The 18,111-nt window shown below is 69.7% G+C and carries 24 protein-coding genes; 17 read left to right on the plus strand and 7 right to left on the minus strand.

Annotated elements, in window-relative coordinates; all coding sequences use genetic code 11:
- The first annotated feature begins 31 nt into the window (after positions 1-31).
- Genes pcaH through AC5Y5B_RS22660 form a run of 3 tightly spaced genes read left to right on the plus strand, consistent with a single transcriptional unit; the run spans position 32 to position 2,581 of the window.
- Complete coding sequence (gene pcaH / locus AC5Y5B_RS22650) at positions 32-805, plus strand: protocatechuate 3,4-dioxygenase subunit beta (RefSeq protein ID WP_112633171.1); 774 nt, start codon at positions 32-34, stop codon at positions 803-805.
- Complete coding sequence (pcaG, locus tag AC5Y5B_RS22655; RefSeq protein WP_112633170.1) at positions 798-1,358, plus strand: protocatechuate 3,4-dioxygenase subunit alpha; 561 nt, start codon at positions 798-800, stop codon at positions 1,356-1,358. The genes pcaH and pcaG overlap by 8 nt, the downstream gene beginning before the upstream one ends.
- On the plus strand, positions 1,355-2,581 hold the full coding sequence (locus AC5Y5B_RS22660; RefSeq protein WP_112633169.1) for a lyase family protein: 1,227 nt from the start codon (positions 1,355-1,357) through the stop codon (positions 2,579-2,581). The genes pcaG and AC5Y5B_RS22660 overlap by 4 nt, the downstream gene beginning before the upstream one ends.
- Here AC5Y5B_RS22660 and AC5Y5B_RS22665 read toward each other — a convergent pair.
- The 5 genes from AC5Y5B_RS22665 to AC5Y5B_RS22685 form a co-directional block, all read right to left on the minus strand.
- Complete coding sequence (locus AC5Y5B_RS22665) at positions 2,572-3,219, minus strand: TetR/AcrR family transcriptional regulator (RefSeq protein ID WP_112633168.1); 648 nt, start codon at positions 3,217-3,219, stop codon at positions 2,572-2,574. The genes AC5Y5B_RS22660 and AC5Y5B_RS22665 overlap by 10 nt on opposite strands.
- A gap of 97 nt (positions 3,220-3,316) precedes the next feature.
- Positions 3,317-3,580 (minus strand): Rv2628 protein family, encoded by a 264-nt coding sequence (locus AC5Y5B_RS22670; RefSeq protein ID WP_112633167.1) that lies wholly within the window; start codon positions 3,578-3,580, stop codon positions 3,317-3,319.
- Positions 3,581-3,758: 178 nt separating this feature from the next.
- On the minus strand, positions 3,759-3,968 hold the full coding sequence (locus AC5Y5B_RS22675) for a hypothetical protein (protein ID WP_205869104.1): 210 nt from the start codon (positions 3,966-3,968) through the stop codon (positions 3,759-3,761).
- Between the two features lie 161 nt (positions 3,969-4,129).
- Positions 4,130-4,969, minus strand: a complete 840-nt coding sequence (locus AC5Y5B_RS22680) for a class I SAM-dependent methyltransferase (protein ID WP_112633165.1) — start codon at positions 4,967-4,969, stop codon at positions 4,130-4,132.
- Positions 4,969-5,277: a DUF2249 domain-containing protein gene (locus AC5Y5B_RS22685; protein WP_112633164.1), complete on the minus strand. Its 309-nt coding sequence runs from the start codon at positions 5,275-5,277 to the stop codon at positions 4,969-4,971. The genes AC5Y5B_RS22680 and AC5Y5B_RS22685 overlap by 1 nt, the downstream gene beginning before the upstream one ends.
- A gap of 56 nt (positions 5,278-5,333) precedes the next feature.
- On the opposite strand from AC5Y5B_RS22685, the gene fdxA reads away from it, so the two are divergent.
- From fdxA to AC5Y5B_RS22710, 5 genes are read left to right on the plus strand one after another with little or no spacing between them, the layout of a single operon-like run.
- Positions 5,334-5,681: a ferredoxin gene (gene fdxA / locus AC5Y5B_RS22690; RefSeq protein ID WP_112633163.1), complete on the plus strand. Its 348-nt coding sequence runs from the start codon at positions 5,334-5,336 to the stop codon at positions 5,679-5,681.
- A gap of 30 nt (positions 5,682-5,711) precedes the next feature.
- On the plus strand, positions 5,712-6,386 hold the full coding sequence (locus AC5Y5B_RS22695) for a helix-turn-helix transcriptional regulator (protein WP_500006733.1): 675 nt from the start codon (positions 5,712-5,714) through the stop codon (positions 6,384-6,386).
- Positions 6,383-6,808, plus strand: a complete 426-nt coding sequence (locus AC5Y5B_RS22700) for a hypothetical protein (RefSeq protein ID WP_112633161.1) — start codon at positions 6,383-6,385, stop codon at positions 6,806-6,808. Before AC5Y5B_RS22695 ends, AC5Y5B_RS22700 begins: the two co-directional genes overlap by 4 nt.
- A gap of 52 nt (positions 6,809-6,860) precedes the next feature.
- Entirely contained in the window at positions 6,861-7,205 is a 345-nt protein-coding gene (locus tag AC5Y5B_RS22705; protein WP_112633160.1) for a cupin domain-containing protein, read from the plus strand.
- 6 nt (positions 7,206-7,211) lie between these two features.
- Positions 7,212-8,168, plus strand: a complete 957-nt coding sequence (locus AC5Y5B_RS22710; RefSeq protein WP_112633159.1) for an NAD(P)H-dependent flavin oxidoreductase — start codon at positions 7,212-7,214, stop codon at positions 8,166-8,168.
- Here the strand turns inward: AC5Y5B_RS22710 and AC5Y5B_RS22715 are convergent.
- Positions 8,149-8,847 (minus strand): helix-turn-helix transcriptional regulator, encoded by a 699-nt coding sequence (locus tag AC5Y5B_RS22715; RefSeq protein ID WP_112633158.1) that lies wholly within the window; start codon positions 8,845-8,847, stop codon positions 8,149-8,151. The genes AC5Y5B_RS22710 and AC5Y5B_RS22715 overlap by 20 nt on opposite strands.
- A gap of 91 nt (positions 8,848-8,938) precedes the next feature.
- Between AC5Y5B_RS22715 and AC5Y5B_RS22720 the strand changes: the two genes are divergently transcribed.
- Positions 8,939-9,418, plus strand: coding sequence for a DoxX family membrane protein (locus tag AC5Y5B_RS22720; RefSeq protein WP_112633157.1), 480 nt, complete (start codon positions 8,939-8,941; stop codon positions 9,416-9,418).
- A gap of 3 nt (positions 9,419-9,421) precedes the next feature.
- Here the strand turns inward: AC5Y5B_RS22720 and AC5Y5B_RS22725 are convergent, their stop codons facing one another.
- Entirely contained in the window at positions 9,422-9,922 is a 501-nt protein-coding gene (locus AC5Y5B_RS22725; protein ID WP_112633156.1) for a DUF1990 domain-containing protein, read from the minus strand.
- 58 nt (positions 9,923-9,980) lie between these two features.
- On the opposite strand from AC5Y5B_RS22725, the gene AC5Y5B_RS22730 reads away from it, so the two are divergent.
- From AC5Y5B_RS22730 to AC5Y5B_RS22765, 8 genes are all read left to right on the plus strand, one after another.
- Entirely contained in the window at positions 9,981-10,865 is an 885-nt protein-coding gene (locus AC5Y5B_RS22730) for an aldo/keto reductase (RefSeq protein WP_240631741.1), read from the plus strand.
- A gap of 36 nt (positions 10,866-10,901) precedes the next feature.
- Entirely contained in the window at positions 10,902-11,528 is a 627-nt protein-coding gene (locus tag AC5Y5B_RS22735) for a PaaI family thioesterase (RefSeq protein WP_112633154.1), read from the plus strand.
- Positions 11,529-11,596: 68 nt separating this feature from the next.
- Positions 11,597-13,651 (plus strand): threonine--tRNA ligase, encoded by a 2,055-nt coding sequence (gene thrS / locus AC5Y5B_RS22740; RefSeq protein WP_112633153.1) that lies wholly within the window; start codon positions 11,597-11,599, stop codon positions 13,649-13,651.
- Between the two features lie 2 nt (positions 13,652-13,653).
- On the plus strand, positions 13,654-14,232 hold the full coding sequence (locus AC5Y5B_RS22745) for an ATP adenylyltransferase (protein ID WP_112633152.1): 579 nt from the start codon (positions 13,654-13,656) through the stop codon (positions 14,230-14,232).
- 49 nt (positions 14,233-14,281) lie between these two features.
- Positions 14,282-14,929: a phosphatidylinositol phosphate synthase gene (gene pgsA, locus AC5Y5B_RS22750; RefSeq protein ID WP_500006740.1), complete on the plus strand. Its 648-nt coding sequence runs from the start codon at positions 14,282-14,284 to the stop codon at positions 14,927-14,929.
- A 68-nt stretch (positions 14,930-14,997) separates the two neighbouring features.
- Positions 14,998-15,912: a phosphatidylinositol mannoside acyltransferase gene (locus AC5Y5B_RS22755; protein WP_205869103.1), complete on the plus strand. Its 915-nt coding sequence runs from the start codon at positions 14,998-15,000 to the stop codon at positions 15,910-15,912.
- Positions 15,912-17,036, plus strand: a complete 1,125-nt coding sequence (locus AC5Y5B_RS22760) for a glycosyltransferase family 4 protein (RefSeq protein ID WP_112633149.1) — start codon at positions 15,912-15,914, stop codon at positions 17,034-17,036. Before AC5Y5B_RS22755 ends, AC5Y5B_RS22760 begins: the two co-directional genes overlap by 1 nt.
- Entirely contained in the window at positions 17,036-18,061 is a 1,026-nt protein-coding gene (locus tag AC5Y5B_RS22765) for an NUDIX hydrolase (protein WP_289176435.1), read from the plus strand. Before AC5Y5B_RS22760 ends, AC5Y5B_RS22765 begins: the two co-directional genes overlap by 1 nt.
- Positions 18,062-18,111 lie beyond the last annotated feature (50 nt).

The raw sequence follows: 18,111 nt of genomic DNA on the forward strand, positions 1-18,111 counted from the left end.
CGGGGGGCCACCGAGAGTAGCCTCACGGCACATGGACGCCGAGCGTGTCGCTTCTCAGGCCGACATCACGGCGGAGATCGCCCGCATCGCAGCGCAATACCAGGGGGCCGCCGCGCAAGCGGGGTCACTCGGGCAGCCGCGCCTCGACTATCCGCCGTACCGCAGCACCGTGCTGCGCCACCCGAACCAACCCCTGGTCGTCGTCGATCCCGAGGGCGTCGAGCGCTGGGCACCCTGCTTCGGCCACCAGGACGTCGACCCCCTCGACGCCGACCTGACGGCCGGTCACGCCGACGAGCCGATCGGGGAGCGCGTCGTCGTCACCGGACGCGTCACCGACTCCACCGGCCGGGCGGTGGCGGGCCAGCTGGTCGAGATCTGGCAGGCCAACGCCGCCGGGCGCTACCGCCACCAGCGCGACCAGCACCCGGCGCCACTGGACCCGAACTTCACCGGCGCGGGCCGCTGCCTGACGGGGCCGGACGGCACCTACCGGTTCCTGACCATCAAGCCCGGCCCGTACCCATGGCGCAACCACCACAACGCCTGGCGGCCCGCGCACATCCATTTCTCCGTCTTCGGAACGGCTTTCACGCAGCGTCTGGTGACCCAGATGTACTTTCCCGGCGACCCGATGTTCGAGCTGGACCCGATATTCCAGTCGGTCCTCGATCCCGCCGCACGCCGACGACTGATCGCCCGCTACGACCACGAGCTCACCGTGCCCGAATACGCCACCGGGTACCGGTGGGACATCGTGCTGACCGGCGGTGCTCGCACCCCGACCGAGGACGATCATGACTGAATCGTCGTGCACCCCAGGGCAAACGGTCGGCCCCTTCCTCGACCTGGGACTGCCGTATCCGGGGGACAACCTGATGGTCGACGACGGCCACCCGCAGGCCATCCGGCTGTACGGCACCGTGTACGACGGCGCCGGCGTCGCCGTTCCCGACGCACTGGTGGAACTTTGGCAGCCCGATACCACGGGATGCGTTCCGCGCCAAGCCGGTTCGCTGCGCCGTCCACCCCAGTTCACCGGATGGGGGCGCTGCGCGACCGACGCCGCCGGAAGGTACTCGTTCACCACGCTGACGCCCGGCCCGCCGGCCCCCGGGCGACCGCCGTTCTTCGCGCTCACCGTGTTCGCGCGGGGATTGCTGGACCGGCTGTTCACCCGCGCCTATCTGCCCGGCGCCGACCCGGACGCCGATCCGCTGCTGGCCGCGGTCACCCCCGAGCGCCGGCGCACCTTGCTCAGCGTCGCCGAAAACCACGGCGGCGCTTACCGTTTCGACATCCACCTGCAGGGCCCGGCGGAGACCGTGTTCCTGGCGTACTCCGAAGGCGCGCGATGACCAACCTGTTGTGGCCCGGAGACCAGCGCGCCGGCGAGCACATGACCGACGAGGCCCTGCTGAAAGCGATGCTCGCGACGGAATCCGCGTGGCTGAGCGCCCTGGTGACCGCCGGCCTGGCTCCGGCCGCATGCGCGGCGACGGAACCGTCGAACCTGGTGACGCAGCACGATTGTGAGGCCATCGCGGTCGGCGCCGAGGACGGCGGCAACCCGGTCATACCCCTGGTGAAGCTGCTGCGAGAGCGGGCCGAACCCGCCGTCGCGCCCTGGATTCACCGCGGGCTCACCAGCCAGGACGTCCTGGACACCAGCCTGATGCTGGCCGTGCGCGCGGCCGCCGACGACCTGACGACCCAACTCATGCAACAGATTTCCACGCTGTCCGAACTCGTCACGCGGCATCGGGCCACGCCCATGGTGGCCCGCACCCTCACCCAGCACGCCGCACCCACCACCTTCGGCGCCAAGGCCGCCGGCTGGCTGAACGGGACCGTGGACGCGTGCGAGCGAGTGGCGTCGCTGACCACGCCGGTCCAGATCGGGGGCGCCGCAGGCACATTGGCCGCGACGACGGAGCTGGCGGCGTTGCTCACCGCTACGACCGACCCGGCCGGTGTCTCGCTGCGGCTGGTACACAGCACCGCGGCCGCATTGGGCCTGGCCGACCGCCCCGGGTGGCACACCGCCCGCGCACCCGTCACCGCCGCGGCCGACGCCTTCGTCGGCTGCACCGACTGCTGGGGCCGCATCGCCTCCGACGTCGTCACCCTGGCCCGCCCGGAGATCGCCGAACTCGGCGAGCCGACACCCGCCGGCCGCGGTGGCTCGTCGTCGATGCCGCACAAGCGAAACCCGGTGCTGTCCATCCTGATCCGCCGCGCCGCCATCGCGGCACCCCCGTTGGCCGCGACGTTGCACACCGCCGCGGCGCTGACCGACGACGAGCGGCCCGACGGGGCGTGGCACGCCGAATGGGACACCCTGCGTACGCTGGGCCGGCGCGCCCTGGTCGCGGCCTCCCAGAGTGGCGAGCTGCTCGCCGGGCTGACCGTGCACACGCAGCGCATGGCCGAAAACCTAGCCGCCGCAGATGTTTTGGGGGAGCAGCGGGCGATCGCCGACCTGGCGGGCAAGGAACCGTCCGCCACCTACTTCGGCGCCACCGACCGGCTGATCGACGAGAGCCTGAGCCGTGCGGCGAAGGCGCTCGCTCAGCGCTGATAGATGCTGGCCAGCCAGATGTGCAGCAGGGTGTCGATCACCCGGTCTTCGGGGATGGCCTGATCCTCGGCGGTGAACGCCGCGGCCATCATCCGCTCGCTCAACATGTTCAGCGCCACAGACAATTCCGCGGCCGGGATGGTGTCGGGGGCGGTGCCGCGGCCACGCTCGGCCTTGATCGCGATCGTGGTGTAGGCGATCCACTTGCTCATCAGCGCCGACCACAGCTGCCGCACCTCGGGGTTGGTCGCCTTGGCCGCCGCGCCCGCGACGGCGACCGCCCGGTGCGATCCGGAGACCTCGAAGAACGATTCGATGCGCGCCCGCCAAATCGCCTCGGGGTCACCGGATGACACCACGTCGAGCGCCCCCAGCGCCGCCTGCGCCTTGCCGTTCATCTGGTCGAGCAGCGAGAGCAGGACGGCGTTTTTGGACCGGAAATAGAAGTAGAAGGTGGGCCGCGAGATCCCGGCGCCTTTTGCTAGGTCGTCGACGGAAAAGTCGGCCAGCGGCCGTTCTTGCAGCAGCCGCTCGGCGGTGGCCAGTATCGCCTGCTCGCGGTCGTCACCGGCGTGGTGCGACGCGCGGCGGCCCCGCGAGGCCTGTAGATATTTCGTTTGTGTCGGGAGGTCGGACACGCCCGCTACTGTTGGGCACGTCGATATACGTCAACAAAACTGTCGATGAAAACCAGCAATAATGTCGATTAAGAACGGCGCTTTGCTGGACGACTTCTCAGTCGGCCACCGCGATCTCGATGGACAAGCATTCACTGAGCGCGTGCGCGGCCGCCCAGTCGCCACCGCACACCGCGCGCTCGAGCTCGTCGACCAACGGGCTGTTGGCACCCAGATCGGCCAGCCACGCCGCCACGGTCGTCGTGATCTGGTGCGCGGGTACCCGAGCGATGTGTCCCTTGTGGAGCCGATCGGTCAGCTGGTAGATCGTGGCCGAGGGTCTGCGCTGCGGCCAATGAACCATCCATTTCGGTGAATTCATCGTGCCCTCCCCGCTAGCCTCAACGACTCATCCGACCCCGGCGGCGTGTTCAGCTCTAGGGCACAATAGTACGTCTGTACCAATGCGTTGGTCGGTATTTTCGCCGCGCGAAATCGCGTTTTTTTGAGGTTTTTCGTCATCGGATCGCCTACCTGGGCCTACGGAGAAAACGGGCCGATCATTGTCGCGTCATCGTGGCGCGGCCACGGGCCATGATGCGCTCGAGAACGTTGTGGGACAGGTCGCCGTCGTTGGCGACCCGGGCGAGACCGCGCCGTCGCAGGAACACGTCCAGCCGTCGATCCGGTGACCAATCGGCATAGATCGCCCCGAGGTAATGCGACTGCAGGAAATCCGACGCCAGCGCATCGAGGTCGGACTCGGTCAACAACGGTGAGGTAACACCCATAGCCGGCAATCTCCTTTGTTCTCCCCGCAACTGCCGCAGCCAAGTTACGTCAGGGGGCGTCACTAAACCGTCACGTACAGATTGCGGAACGGGCCCAAAGTCCCCGGGGGTGCAAAGGCGAAGGTCGCAGCCGTGTTATGTCAGGCGGTGCTCGAGGGCGCCGGTTTGTGGGCGACGATCGCGACGGCGGCCAACCGCTCGCGGTGCTTGCGGAACGTGCGGCGCATGGTCAGGACGCGCTTGCGGGCGTCGCGATGCACGAGCACGTTGCGGGCGAATCGCAGCGCGCCGAGCAGACCTTCGTCGGACACCAGCCGGCGGGGATGCAGCAGCGCCATCGGCGCGGTCGCCACATGGTCGACCACCAGCCCGTGCTCGGCGAGCAGGTTCGACCACTCCGCGACCGTCAACGGCCGGGCGTTGACCTTGATCGCCCGGGCGAGTGCGTGGCGGATGTCGGTGCTGACGTCCTCGGGCACATCGTCGGGAGTGAGGGCGAGTTCGTGGATCGCGTAGCGGCCGCCCGGGCGCAACACCCGCGCCGCCTCCGCGACGATGGCCCGCTTGGCCGCGTCGCCCTGCATGCTCAGCATCGCCTCCCCGATCACGACATCGCCGCTGGCGTCGGGCAATCCGGTGTCGGCCGCGTCGGCGACCCGGACCGCGGCGTTCTGTGCACCGAGATCGCTGAGCACGCCGCGCACCACGTTGGCCGCGTCCGGGTCGCCCTCGGCGCCGACGTACGACCGCGGCCCCCGCGCCACGATCTCGGTGGCGGTGCGGCCCAGGCCGGGTGCCAGCTCGACGACGTCGGCCCCGCTCAGCCGCGCGTGGGCCAGCAGGGTGCGGGTCAGCTCGACGCCGCCGGGGCGCAGCACGCGTTTGCCGAGCCGGGCCAGCAGCCAGTGGCCGGCAACCGCGTCGTCGGCGCGCCCCGATGACGGTAGCGGGAGTTCGGCACCTGCTCGTTGTCCTGGCATCAGATCTCCTGCCGTGCAGAGCTTTCCAGGGGCTCCAACGCCAGCTCGAGGTGGCCGTGGAGCGCCGGGGGTGGGGCGTCGGTGAGTTTACCGATCCGGATCCGCCAGACGGTGGGTCCTGTGTCGAGGTACTCCCAGTCGTAGCCGCCCGGGTAGTCGGCCTCGAACTCGTCGTGCAGGTGCCTGGGGTCGTGGTTATTGACCAGCACGAAGGATTCGCCGACTTTCAGCGCGGCATACGTCGCGAAGATCGTCGGATGCTTGTCCGGCTTGCGCAGCTCGCGCACGTCAAGTTCGTTGGCGGCCATGGGTTCTCCGACCTCCGCTCTAGTTTTTACAAGTAGTGTTGTGTAAACTCTAGCGCATGACCTACGTGATCGGGAAGCCATGCATCGATGTGATGGACCGCGCCTGCGTCGACGAATGTCCGGTGGATTGCATTTACGAAGGCGGCCGGGCGCTCTACATTCATCCCGACGAATGCGTCGATTGCGGCGCGTGTGAACCGGTTTGTCCGGTGGAAGCGATTTACTACGAAGATGACCTGCCTGAGGACCTCAAACCGTACCTGGCCGACAATGAGGCGTTCTTCACCGAGACGCTGCCGGGTCGCGACGCGCCCCTGGGGTCGCCGGGCGGGGCGGGCAAGCTCGGTCCACTCGGTGTCGACACACCTCTGGTGGCGGGCCACCCCACAACTGCCGAGGCGTAACGGGCAAGAGGCGGGAGGGGCGCGTTGAAGGTGGAGAAGTCCCACGACTCGTCGGACCGGGAATCGGCCGGCCGGCGGCGGGCCGTCATCCGACTGTTGCGGGCCTCGCCGGATCCGATGAGCATCGCCGGAATCGCCGACGTGCTCGGCGTGCACCCCAACACCGTGCGCTTCCATCTCGACAGCCTGGTCGCAGACGGCCAGGCCGAACTCATCGAGTTGGGCCGCAAGGGACCGGGCAGGCCGCCGCTGATGTTCCGCGCGGTCCGGCGGATGGATCGCGGCGGCACGCGGCATTATCGGCTGCTGGCCGAGATCCTGGCGACGGCCTTTGCCGCCGAGGGCGATCCCGGACCCAAGGCCCTGGCCGCGGGCCGCGCGTGGGGGCAGAAGATAAATGCCGAACTGCACCCGTCGCGCGACGGCGCCGAGCAGGCCATCGCTCATCTGATGGATGTGCTCGACGAACTCGGCTTCGCGCCCGAACGCCGCGTGAGCAACGGACAGCAGCAGGTCGGGTTGCGGCACTGCCCGTTCCTGGAGTTGGCCGAAAACCGGTCGAGCGTCGTGTGCCCGGTGCATCTGGGCCTCATGCAGGGAGCCATGGAGACCTGGGGGGCGCCCGTCTCGGTGGACCGGCTCGACCCGTTCGTCGAGCCGGACCTGTGTCTGGCCCATTTGACGCTGCAAGGGGCCACCAAATGAGCACGGGCACAGCGATTGCCGTCGCGCTGACCTTTGTCTGGCTCGGCATGGTGCTGGCCATCTCGTTCCTGGAGGCCCCGCTGAAGTTCCGGGCGCCCAATGTGACGCTGCAGATCGGACTCGGCATCGGGCGGTTGGTCTTTCGCGCGCTCAACACCGTCGAGGTGGCTTTCGCGCTCGTCATCGGGGCCATCGTGGTGGCCGGTCCCACCCGGGCGGGCGTCACGGTGGCCGTGGCCGTCGCCGTTGCCGCGCTGGCCGTCCAGCTGGTCGCGGTGCGTCCCGCGCTGACCCGCCGTGCGGACAGGGTGCTCGCCGGGTCGGACGGGCCGCGCTCGCGGGCCCACTACTTCTACGTCGCGCTGGAGGCGGTCAAGGTGGTCGCCCTCGTGGTGGCGGGGATACTGCTACTGAGCGGCTGACTCCCAACCCGTTGAGGCCCCAGGCGGGGCCTTGCAACTTCGAAGGACCGACATGGATTCCATTTCGCTGACCGACCTCTCGGCCGAAAAGATCGCCGAGGCCAAGCAATCGCACAGCGGACGCGCCGCCCACACCATCCACGGCGGCCACACCCACGAGCTGCGCCAGACCGTGCTGGCCCTGCTGGCCGGTCACGACCTGTCCGAACACGACAGCCCGGGTGAGGCGACCCTGCAGGTGCTGCAGGGCCACGTGCGCCTGACGACCGGCGGGGACGCCTGGGACGGCAAGGCCGGTGAGTACGTCGCGATTCCCCCCGAACGGCACGCCCTGCACGCGGTCGAGGATTCGGTGGTCCTGCTGACCGTGCTCAAGACCATTCCGTCGGAGCACTAGCCGCCGATGTTGTCGACGCCCTGGTCAACGAGCTTTGGACTGCGGGTTCCCATCGTCAACGCCCCGATGGGCGGCGTCGCGGGCGGCCGCCTGGCCGCGGCGGTGACGGCGGCCGGCGGCCTCGGCATGGTCGGCATGGGCAGCGTCGCGACCAGAACGCTGCTGGCCGAGCAGCTCGCGCATGTCCAGGGCCGGTTCGGCATCGGGCTGGTCGACTGGGTGATGCGCAACGAGGCCGGCCTGCTCGAGGACGCGCTGGCCGCCCGGCCCGTGCTGTTGTCGGTCAGCTTCGGCACCGAATGGTCGTGGGTCGCCAAGGCGCACGACGCCGGAATCCCTACGGTCACACAGGTTTACGACAGCGACGGGGCGCGCCGGGCCGTCGATGCCGGCGTCGACATCCTGGTCGCGCGCGGCTCCGAGGGCGGCGGGCACGGCGAGGACAAGCTGGGCCTGCTGCCGCTGCTGGACGCGGTGTTGGACGCCGTCTCGGTGCCGGTGCTGGCCGGCGGCGGGGTCGCTTCGGGGCGCAGCCTGGCCGCGGTGCTGGCCGCCGGGGCCAGCGGTGCGTGGGTCGGCACCCGATTGTCGGCATGTCCGGAAGCGCTCACCGGCGACGCGGGCCGCCGGGCCCTGGTCACCGCCGGCGAAACAGACACCGCCGTCACCCGGGTCTTCGACGTGGCCAAGGGGCTGCCCTGGCCGGCGCGCTTCCCGTCGCGGGTGTTGGCCAACGATTTCGTCGAGCACTGGACGGGCCACGAGGAGGCGCTGGACGCCGGCGCCTGCGACGAGCTGGCCGCCGCGATCAGCGCCGGGGACACGCGGATCGCACCCGTGGATGCCGGCCAGGGCGTCGGGATGATCCGCGACGAGGCCTCGGTGGCCGACGTCGTCGACGAGATGTGTACGGGGGCCGAAGAATTGCTGGCCCGCTGGGGGTCTACCGGCCGGCGGGCGTGAGCACCACGCAACACCGGTCCCGCCCCGGGCAGAGCCGGGCGTCGGGGCCGTGCGGTGCGAGCGCATCGGCCAAGCCGCTGATCAGCGCGTGGTTCATGTTGCAGGCCAGCTCCGTCTGCTCCTGGGCCAGCGCGTGGAACGGGCAGTTGGCGAGCTCGACCTCGCTGTCGGAAAAGCGCGGCTCGTAGCCGTACCGGCTGAGCAATCCGACCGCGCGCCGCAGCGCGGCCTCGGCGTCGGCCGGCGGGCGCTTGCCGGCGCCGATCGACCGGCCGTACTCGCGGGCGACGCGGTCGAGGACGTCGGTGACCGGTTCCCCGGTGTCGGCCGACCGGGCGATGGCCGTCGCCATCAGGCGCCCGGCCAGCTCGTATTCGCGGTGCGGAAGGCTGACCGCGATGTCGCGGCGCGCGCGGCGATACAGCTTGGAGGTCCGTCCGGCGCCGGGCCCCGAGCGGCCGGTCAGGCGGGCGTAATCGGTTTCCAGCAGGCCCTCGGCGGTGAGCCGGTCCAGGTGGAACTTGGCCTGGTGGTGGGGGATCCCGACGGCGTCGGCCGCCTGGTCGCGGCCCACGAGCCCGGGTTGGGCGCACACGTACTGATACAGCCGCCGGCGCACCGGATCGGCGAGTGCGCCGATGCCGGCGGCGTCGCGCTGCAGGGCGTCCGCGTCGTCCATCCGACCGCCATTTCTAACAGACAAAATGCTTGACGCTACAGTCTACCCAATCTAACGTACGAAATATCATCTGTTAGAAACGGAGGCTGCCATGAGCACCAACCACGCCAGCGCCACCCCCGCCCTGGCCGATCAGCTGCGGGATCCGGCCTACTCGGCGTATTTCGCGCTGCGCGCCGTATTCACGGTCGCGCCCATCGTTTTCGGGCTGGACAAGTTCTTCAACCTGCTGACCCACCCGCATCACTGGAGCATGTACCTGGCCGGGTGGATCGATGATCTCGTGCCCGGCACGGCCGATCAGTGCATGTATCTGGTCGGGGTCATCGAGATCGTGGCCGGGGTGCTGGTCGCGGTGGCCCCGCGGATCGGCGCCTGGGTGGTCGCGGCGTGGCTGGCGGGCATCATCATCGACCTGGTTAGCGGGCCCGGCTTCTACGACGTCGCGCTGCGCGACTTCGGCCTGCTCGTCGGCGCCGTCGCGCTGGCCCGGCTGGCGCAGGGCGTGCACACGGGCGTCATCGGCCGCGGCACCGGGGCCGGAATCGGGGGCGGCGTCGCCACCCGATGACGGTCACACCGCCCGCAGGTAGCGCCTGGCGATGAGGCGCTGACCGACCTTCACCACCGGCCCGCCGGCCTTGCTCCACCAGGTCGCGGGCCGGGAGAAGGCCGTCACCTCGGCGTACACCGCCGAGGTGACGGGGTCGCGCCGCACCACGAAGCGTTCCTCGCCGGACTCCGGATGGCCCGGCAGGGTGCCGTAGCCGAAGCCGCGGATGTGGGGTTCGTCGACGACGTAGACGACGCGGCAGGGCGCGGGCAGAAAGCCCATTTTCACCACCACTACCGCGTCGACGACGGCGACCTCGGAGCTGGCCTGCACGCGCAGCCCGGATCCGCGCTGCATGCCCCAGCGCATGACGGCGGCGGCGGCCTGCTCGAAACGCTGTTGGCCCGTGCCGATTTGGCGCTCGGCGTGCTGATGGTCGTATCCGGCGGGCAGCTCGCCGCCCGCGGTCGCCCCCACTTCGGAGTAGGTCAGGGGGAGTTCCTCGAGCGCTCGTAGGTCCACGTGCCCAGCTTGCCACGCCGGGATGCGCGGTGACATTCGGCGCGTACGGTCTAAAGGTGTGACCGCAGAAAACTCGAAAACTGTTGCAGGGGCATCCGGAACCTTCACCTTCGGCGGCGATTTGACCGTCAACCGACTCGGCTTCGGCGCCATGCGCCTGACCGCCAAGGGCGTCTGGGGCCCGCCCGAAGACCGCGACGAATGCGTCCGGGTGCTGCGCCGGGCCGTCGAGCTGGGGGTGAACTTCATCGACACCGCCGACTCCTACGGCCCCTACTTTTCCGAGGAGATCATTCGCGAGGCGTTGCATCCCTACGACGGCCTGGTGATTGCGACCAAGGCGGGCCTGCTGCGCACCGGCCCGGACATCTGGATCCCGCTGGGCAATCCGAGTTACCTGCGCCAGGAGTGCGAGATGAGCCTGCGCCGGCTGGGCGTGGACACCATCGACCTGTTCCAGTTGCACCGCGTCGACGCGAACTTCCCGCTGGAAGACCAGGTGGGTGAGCTGCTCACGCTGAAGAACGAGGGCAAGATCCGCCACATCGGCCTGTCGGAGATCGACGTCGACCAGCTCAACGCGGCCCTGCGCGTCACCGAGATCGTGTCGGTGCAGAACATGTACAACCTGACGGCCCGCAGTGCCGAGCCGCTGCTGGAGGCGGCGACCAAGCAGGGCATCGGGTTCATCCCGTGGTTCCCGCTGGCCGCGGGACCGCTCGCGGCCGCCGACGGCCCGCTGCAGCGCATCGCCGCCGACCACGACGCGTCGCCGTCGCAGTTGGCCTTGGCGTGGCTGCTGAAACGCTCGCCCGTGATGGTGCCGATCCCGGGGACCTCCAAGGTCGCGCATGTGGAGGAGAACGTCGCCGCCGCCGAGATCGAGCTATCCGATGAGGAGTTCGAGACGCTGGCGGCCGCCGGGGCTCAGCAGCCGGCCTAACCGGCGCGCTTCGGCCCGCCCGCCGGGCAATACGGTGTGGTGGTGGCCGAACATCACCGACACCCCGGCGGCGGGTTCAATCCGCCCGAACCGACGACCAAGGGCGGGCCCGACTACGGCAGGTTCATCGACGCCGTGCGCTCGGTGCAGGACCGCGCCCGGGCCGCCGACGCCCCCGACGAGGTGATCACCGAGGCCGCTGACCTGCTGGAGAAGGCGTCGGCCCTGCTGGCGCCGTACGACGCCGACGAGTGGGCGTCCCCGTCGGGCCGGCGGATGGACCTGCCGATGCGCGGCAACATCCTGACCATCCCGATGTCGGCCCACAAGGGTGAGGACGGCCGCATCCACGGCCAGGCCCGCTTCGCCCGGTTCCATCTGGGCCGCAACGGGGCCGTGCACGGCGGCGCGCTGGGCATGCTGTTCGACTCGATCCTCGGGCTGTCGGCCTCGGTGCTCACCGGCAACCCGCGCCAGCGCACCGCCTACCTCAAGATCGACTACCGCCACATCGTCCCGATCGAAAAGGAACTGCAGTTCGACGCGGGCATCGACCGGGTGGACGGGCGCAAGATCTTCGTCTCGGGACGGCTGACCGACGGCGATCGGTTGCTGACCGAAGCCGACGCGCTGTTCGTGCGGCTCAAGCCTGGCCAGCCCTGAGCGGGGTCGGCCCCGATAGCATGGCAGCGATCGACTCCTCACACCACCAACCTTGGAGAACCAGCCTCATGAGCGCCCCCGCCCACGACGTCCCGCCAGCCCCGATCCGGGTGCCGGCCGGGACCACCGCGGCCGCCGCGGTCGGCGAGGCGGGACTGCCGAGGCGGGGCACACCCGACGCGATCGTGGTGGTGCGCGACGACTCGGGAAAGCTGCGCGACCTGAGCTGGGCGCCCGACGCCGACGCCGAGGTGGTCCCGGTGGCCGCCAACACCGACGAGGGCCGCAGCGTCATCCGGCATTCGGCCGCGCACGTGTTGGCCCAGGCCGTGCAGGAGCTGTTCCCGCAAGCCAAGCTGGGCATCGGCCCGCCGATCACCGACGGCTTCTACTACGACTTCGACGTGCCGGAGCCGTTCACGCCCGAAGACCTGGCCAAGCTGGAAAAGCGGATGCGTCAGATCGTCAAAGAGGGCCAGCTGTTCGAGCGGCGCGTGTATGAGTCCAAAGAGCAGGCGCGCGCCGAGCTGGCCAACGAGCCGTACAAGCTCGAACTCGTGGACGACAAATCCGGCGACCCCGACATCATGGAGGTCGGCGGCGACGAACTCACCGCCTACGACAACCTCAATCCCCGTACCCGGCAACGGGTTTGGGGTGACCTGTGCCGCGGTCCGCACATCCCGACGACCAAGCACATCCCGGCGTTCAAGCTGACCCGAAGCTCGGCGGCCTATTGGCGCGGCGACCAGAGCAACGCCAGCCTGCAACGCATCTACGGCACCGCCTGGGAGTCCCAGGAGGCGCTGGATGCCTACCTCGAGCTGATCGAAGAGGCCCAGCGCCGCGACCACCGCAAGCTGGGCAGCGAGCTCGACCTGTTCAGCTTCCCCGACGAAATCGGTTCCGGCCTGGCGGTTTTCCACCCCAAGGGCGGCATCATCCGTCGCGAGCTCGAGGAGTACTCGCGGCGCAAGCACATCGAGGCCGGCTACGAGTTCGTCAACACCCCGCACATCACCAAGGAGCAGCTCTACATCACGTCGGGCCACCTCGAGTGGTACGCCGACGGCATGTACCCGCCGATGCACCTGGACGCGGAGTTCAACGAGGACGGCACGGTGCGCAAGCCCGGGCAGGACTACTACCTCAAGCCGATGAACTGCCCGATGCACCACCTGATCTACCGGTCACGCGGTCGCTCCTATCGCGAGCTTCCGTTGCGGCTCTTCGAGTTCGGCAGCGTGTACCGCTACGAGAAGTCCGGCGTGGTGCACGGCCTGACCCGGGTGCGCGGCATGACGCAGGACGACGCCCACATCTACTGCACGCGCGAACAGATGCGCGACGAGCTGACCTCGCTGCTGCGCTTCGTGCTCGATTTGCTGGCCGACTACGGGCTCAACGACTTCTACCTGGAGCTGTCCACCAAGGACCCGGAGAAGTACTCGGGCTCCGACGAGATGTGGGACGAGGCCACCGAGGTGCTGCGGGAGGTCGCCGTGGCCTCCGGGTTGCATTTCGTCCCCGATCCCGGCGGTGCGGCGTTCTACGGCCCGAAGATCTCGGTGCAGGTCAAGGACGCGCTGGGCCGCAGCTGGCAGATGTCGACCATCCAGCTCGACTTCAACATGCCCGACCGGTTCGAGTTGGAATACACCGCGTCCGACGGGTCGCGGCAGCGGCCGGTGCTGATCCACCGGGCGCTGTTCGGCTCGATCGAGCGGTTCTTCGGCATCCTCACCGAGCACTACGCGGGGGCGTTCCCGGCGTGGCTGGCCCCGGTGCAGGCGGTGGGCATCCCGGTCGCCGACGAGCACGTGGAATACCTGCAAAGCGTTGCCGCGCAACTGAAGTCGCACGGCGTGCGGGTCGAGGTCGATACCAGCGACGACCGGATGGCCAAGAAGATCGTCCACCACACCAATCAGCGGGTGCCGTTCATGCTGCTGGCCGGTGACCGCGACGTGGCGGCCGGCGCCGTCAGCTTCCGTTTCGGTGACCGCACCCAGATCAACGGCGTGCCCCGCGACGGGGCGGTCGACGCGATCGTGAAGTGGATCGCCGATCGTGAGAATTCCGTGCCCACAGCCGACCTCGTGAAAGTGTCAAGTGGTGAGTGACTGTGAGTGATCGCCAGCCGGCCGAGCAGGGCGCCGACGACACCATCCTGGACCGGGGTGTCGGCGAGCAGGACCACCTGCAGCGGCTGTGGACGCCGTACCGGATGACCTATCTGGCCGAGGCGCCGATGAAGCGCGACCCCAAGAGCAAGAGCGAGCAGCCGTTCAGCGACATTCCCCACCTCACCGACGAAGACGGCCTGGTGGTCGCCCGCGGCGAACTCGTCTACGCCGTCCTCAACCTCTACCCCTATAACCCCGGACACCTGATGGTGGTGCCCTATCGGCGGGTGTCCGAACTCGAAGACCTGACCGATCCGGAAAGCGCGGAGCTGATGTCCTTCATTCAGAAGGCGATTCGCGTCATCAAGAACGTGTCGCGGCCGCACGGTTTCAACGTCGGCCTGAACCTGGGGACGTCGGCGGGCGGTTCGCTCGCCGAACACCTGCACGTGCACGTGGTGCCGCGCTGGGGTGGCGACGCGAATTTCATCACCATCATCGGTGGGTCCAAGGTGATCCCGCAATTGCTGCGCGAGACGCGTCAGCTGCTGGCCACGGAGTGGACGAAACAACCATGAGCTGCGCCGGCGACAATGCAGAGCGTAGCGATGCTGAGGAGCGGCGCCAATGAGTAAGGTGCCGTTCCTGTCGCGGGCGGCGTTCGCGCGGCTGACCACCCCGACCGCACGGGCGTGCCTGCGGCTGGGATTGACCCCCGACGTCGTGACCGTGCTGGGCACCGTCATCGCGGTGGCCGGTGCGCTGACGCTGTTCCCGATGGGCAAGCTGTTCATCGGAACGCTGGTGGTCTGGTTCTTCGTCCTCTTCGACATGCTCGACGGGGCGATGGCGCGGGAACGCGGCGGGGGCACCCGATTCGGCGCGGTGCTCGACGCCACCTGTGACCGGGTCAGCGACGGCGCGGTGTTCTGCGGGCTGCTGTGGTGGATCGTCTTCGGCCTGCACGACAAGCTGCTGGCGGTGGCGACGCTGATCTGCCTGGTCACCTCGCAGGTGATCTCCTACATCAAGGCGCGTGCGGAAGCCAGCGGGCTGCGCGGCGACGGCGGCCTGATCGAACGCCCGGAGCGGCTGATCATCGTGCTGGTCGGCGCGGGCGTGTCGGACTTCCCGTTCGTCGCCTGGCCGCCGGCGCTGCCCGTCGCGATGTGGGTGCTGGCGCTGGCCAGCCTGCTCACCTGCGCGCAGCGGCTGCACGCGGTGCGCACCTCACCGGGCGCGACCGACCGCCTGGTGGGATCGGACGGCCCGTGATCCCCACTCCACCGGGCATGAAAACGATTGGGGCACAACCCCGTCGGGTGCGCCAGCTGGCGAGCCGGATGGTGGGCCGCCCGACGGGCGACATGGCCGCCGACTGGGCCTACGCGTCGGGCTGGATGGCGGTGCGGGCGATGCCGGAGTTCGCCGCGCGCAACGTTTTTGACGCCGGGGCTCGCTACGCGGCGCGCGGCGGCGGCCCCGACCAGCTGCGCAAGAACCTGGCCCGCGTGCTGCGCGTGCCGCCCGAGGACGTGCCGGACTCGCTGATGCGGGCCTCGCTGGCCTCCTACGCCCGCTACTGGCGCGAGGCGTTCCGGCTGCCGGGGATGGACCTGGCCGTGCTGGGCCGCCAGCTGCACGACTCGGTCCAGGGGCGAGACCACATCGAGGCGGCGCTGGCCGCCGGTCGCGGCGCGGTGATCGCGTTGCCGCACAGCGGCAACTGGGACATGGCCGGGGTGTGGCTGGCCCAGACCCACGGCACCTTCACCACCGTCGCCGAGCGCCTCAAACCCGAGTCGCTGTACCGGCGGTTCATCGACTACCGCGAGCGCCTCGGATTCGAGGTGCTGCCGCTGTCCGGGGGCGAGCGGCCGCCCTTCGACGTGCTGTGCGACCGGCTGCGGGCCAACCGGGTGGTCTGCCTGATGGCCGAGCGCGACCTGACCCGCACCGGCGTGCAGGTGGACTTCTTCGGCGAGCCCACCCGGATGCCGGCGGGGCCGGCGAAGCTCGCGATCGCGACCGGGGCGGACCTGCTGCCGGCGCACTGCTGGTTCGAGGACGGCGGCTGGGGCGTCGCCATACTCCCGCCGCTGGACTGCACCAGCGGCGACGTAAGCGCCATCACCCAGGCGATGGCCGATCATTTCGAGAAGAACATCGCCGCCCGCCCCGAGGACTGGCACATGATGCAGCCGCAGTGGCTGGCCGACCTCCCCGAAGCCAAGCAGGCCCGGCTCAAGGACACCTGATGCGGATCGGGATGGTCTGTCCCTACTCGTTCGACGTTCCGGGCGGGGTGCAGTCGCACGTTCTGCAACTGGCCGAGGTGATGCGCGAGCGGGGGCATGACGTCAGCGTGCTCGCGCCGTCCTCGCCGCACGCCGAGCTGCCCGACTACGTCGTGTCGGCCGGCAAGGCCGTCCCGATCCCCTACAACGGGTCCGTGGCCCGGCTGCGGTTCGGGCCGGCCACCCACCGCAAGGTCAAAAAGTGGCTCGCCGAAGGCGATTTCGACGTGCTGCATCTGCACGAACCCAACGCGCCGAGCCTGTCCATGCTGGCCCTCAACATCGCCGAGGGCCCGATCGTGGCGACGTTTCACACCTCGACCACCAAATCGCTGACGCTGACGGTGTTTCAGGGCATCCTGCGCCCGATGCACGAGAAGATCGTCGGCCGCATCGCGGTCTCCGATCTGGCCCGCCGCTGGCAGATGGAGGCGCTGGGCACCGACGCCGTGGAGATCCCCAACGGCGTCGACGTCGCCTCTTTCGCCTCCGCGCCACGCCTGGACGGCTACCCGCGCGCCGGCAAGACCGTGCTGTTCCTGGGCCGCTACGACGAGCCGCGCAAGGGCATGCCGGTGCTGCTCGAAGCGCTGCCCAGGCTGGTCGAGCGGTTCGCGGACGTGCAGCTGCTCATCGTCGGTCGCGGCGACGAGGACCAATTGCGCGTCGCGGCAGGCGAATTCGTGGACCGCATCCGGTTTCTGGGCCAGGTCGACGACGCCGGGAAGGCCTCGGCGATGCGCAGCGCCGACGTGTACTGCGCGCCCAACCTCGGCGGGGAGAGCTTCGGCATCGTCCTGGTCGAGGCGCTGGCCGCCGGGACCCCCGTGGTGGCCAGCGACCTGGACGCGTTCCGCCGCGTGCTGGGCAACGGTGACGTGGGCTGCCTGGTGCCCGTCGGCGACGGCGACGCGCTCGCCGATGCGCTGATCGCGGTGCTAGAGGATGATGGGCTGCGGGAACGTTACGTGGCGGCCGGTTCGGCCGCTGTCCAGCGCTACGACTGGTCGGTGGTGGCCAGCCAGATCATGCGGGTGTACGAGACGGTCGCCGCGTCAGGCGCCAAGGTTGAGGTGGCCAATTGATGACGTGGCTGATTGTCGCCATCGCGGTCTTGGTCGCGGTGCTGGCGGTCGTCGGCGCCTGGGCGTACCGGACCGCCAACCGGCTGGACCGGCTGCACGTCCGCTACGACCTGTCCTGGCAGGCGCTCGACGGCGCACTGGCCCGGCGCGCGGTGGTGTCGCGCGCCGTCGCCATCGACGCCTACGGCGGTGCGTCCGAAGGGCGACGGCTGGCGGCGCTGGCCGACGCCGCGGAGGGCGCGCCCCGGGCCGCGCGGGAGAACGCCGAGAACGAACTGTCGGCCGCGCTGGCCCTCGTCGACCCGGCGTCGCTGCCGGCCGGGCTGATCGCCGAGCTGGCCGACGCCGAGGCCCGGGTGGTGCTGGCCCGCCGCTTCCACAACGACGCGGTCCGCGACACCCTGGCGCTGGCCGAACGTCCCCTGGTGCGGCTGTTCCACCTGGGCGGGACCGCCGCGCTGCCCAGCTATTTCGAGATCGTCGAGCGCCCGCACGCGCTGGCGCACGGCGATCACGGCGTCCTCAACCACCGCACCTCGGCGCGCGTCGTGCTGCTCGACGACACCGGCGCGGTGCTGCTGCTGTGCGGGTCGGACCCCGCGCTCGCCGACCGGCACGCGCCGAAATGGTGGTTCACGGTGGGCGGCGAAGTGCAGCAAGGGGAGCGGCTGGCCGAGGCCGCCGCGCGGGAGCTGGCCGAGGAAACCGGGCTGCGGGTCGCGCCCGCCGAGATGATCGGGCCCGTGTGGCGGCGCGACGAGGTCTTCGAGTTCAACGGTGCGCTGATCGACAGCGAGGAGTTCTACTTCGTCTACCGCACCCAGCGGTTCGACCCGTCGCGCACCGGCCGAACCGAACTGGAACGCAGCTACATCCACGGCCACCGCTGGTGTGACGCTGCTGACATCGCGCAGCTGGTCGCGGCGGGGGAGACGGTGTATCCCATGCAGCTATCCGGACTGCTCACCGACGCGGCCGCGCTCGCCGGCGGCCGCGCTCCCGGGCCGCTGCTGTCCATCCGCTGACTGCGCGGGGTCAACGCGGCCAAAGCGCCTCATTAGACTGGGTCGACAAC

Source organism: Mycobacterium sp. NGS33 (genome assembly GCF_059812885.1).

Bases quoted from the DNA above. Each gene is read 5' to 3' on its own strand.
- pcaH (WP_112633171.1), top strand. From the start codon at position 32: ATGGACGCCGAGCGTGTCGCTTCTCAGGCCGACATCACGGCGGAGATC.
- pcaG (WP_112633170.1), top strand. From the start codon at position 798: ATGACTGAATCGTCGTGCACCCCAGGGCAAACGGTCGGCCCCTTCCTC.
- AC5Y5B_RS22660 (WP_112633169.1), top strand. From the start codon at position 1,355: ATGACCAACCTGTTGTGGCCCGGAGACCAGCGCGCCGGCGAGCACATG.
- AC5Y5B_RS22670 (WP_112633167.1), bottom strand. From the start codon at position 3,580: ATGAATTCACCGAAATGGATGGTTCATTGGCCGCAGCGCAGACCCTCG.
- AC5Y5B_RS22680 (WP_112633165.1), bottom strand. From the start codon at position 4,969: ATGCCAGGACAACGAGCAGGTGCCGAACTCCCGCTACCGTCATCGGGG.
- AC5Y5B_RS22685 (WP_112633164.1), bottom strand. From the start codon at position 5,277: ATGGCCGCCAACGAACTTGACGTGCGCGAGCTGCGCAAGCCGGACAAG.
- fdxA (WP_112633163.1), top strand. From the start codon at position 5,334: ATGACCTACGTGATCGGGAAGCCATGCATCGATGTGATGGACCGCGCC.
- AC5Y5B_RS22700 (WP_112633161.1), top strand. From the start codon at position 6,383: ATGAGCACGGGCACAGCGATTGCCGTCGCGCTGACCTTTGTCTGGCTC.
- AC5Y5B_RS22705 (WP_112633160.1), top strand. From the start codon at position 6,861: ATGGATTCCATTTCGCTGACCGACCTCTCGGCCGAAAAGATCGCCGAG.
- AC5Y5B_RS22710 (WP_112633159.1), top strand. From the start codon at position 7,212: ATGTTGTCGACGCCCTGGTCAACGAGCTTTGGACTGCGGGTTCCCATC.
- AC5Y5B_RS22715 (WP_112633158.1), bottom strand. From the start codon at position 8,847: ATGGACGACGCGGACGCCCTGCAGCGCGACGCCGCCGGCATCGGCGCA.
- AC5Y5B_RS22720 (WP_112633157.1), top strand. From the start codon at position 8,939: ATGAGCACCAACCACGCCAGCGCCACCCCCGCCCTGGCCGATCAGCTG.
- thrS (WP_112633153.1), top strand. From the start codon at position 11,597: ATGAGCGCCCCCGCCCACGACGTCCCGCCAGCCCCGATCCGGGTGCCG.
- pgsA (WP_500006740.1), top strand. From the start codon at position 14,282: ATGAGTAAGGTGCCGTTCCTGTCGCGGGCGGCGTTCGCGCGGCTGACC.
- AC5Y5B_RS22755 (WP_205869103.1), top strand. From the start codon at position 14,998: ATGGTGGGCCGCCCGACGGGCGACATGGCCGCCGACTGGGCCTACGCG.
- AC5Y5B_RS22760 (WP_112633149.1), top strand. From the start codon at position 15,912: ATGCGGATCGGGATGGTCTGTCCCTACTCGTTCGACGTTCCGGGCGGG.
- AC5Y5B_RS22765 (WP_289176435.1), top strand. From the start codon at position 17,036: ATGACGTGGCTGATTGTCGCCATCGCGGTCTTGGTCGCGGTGCTGGCG.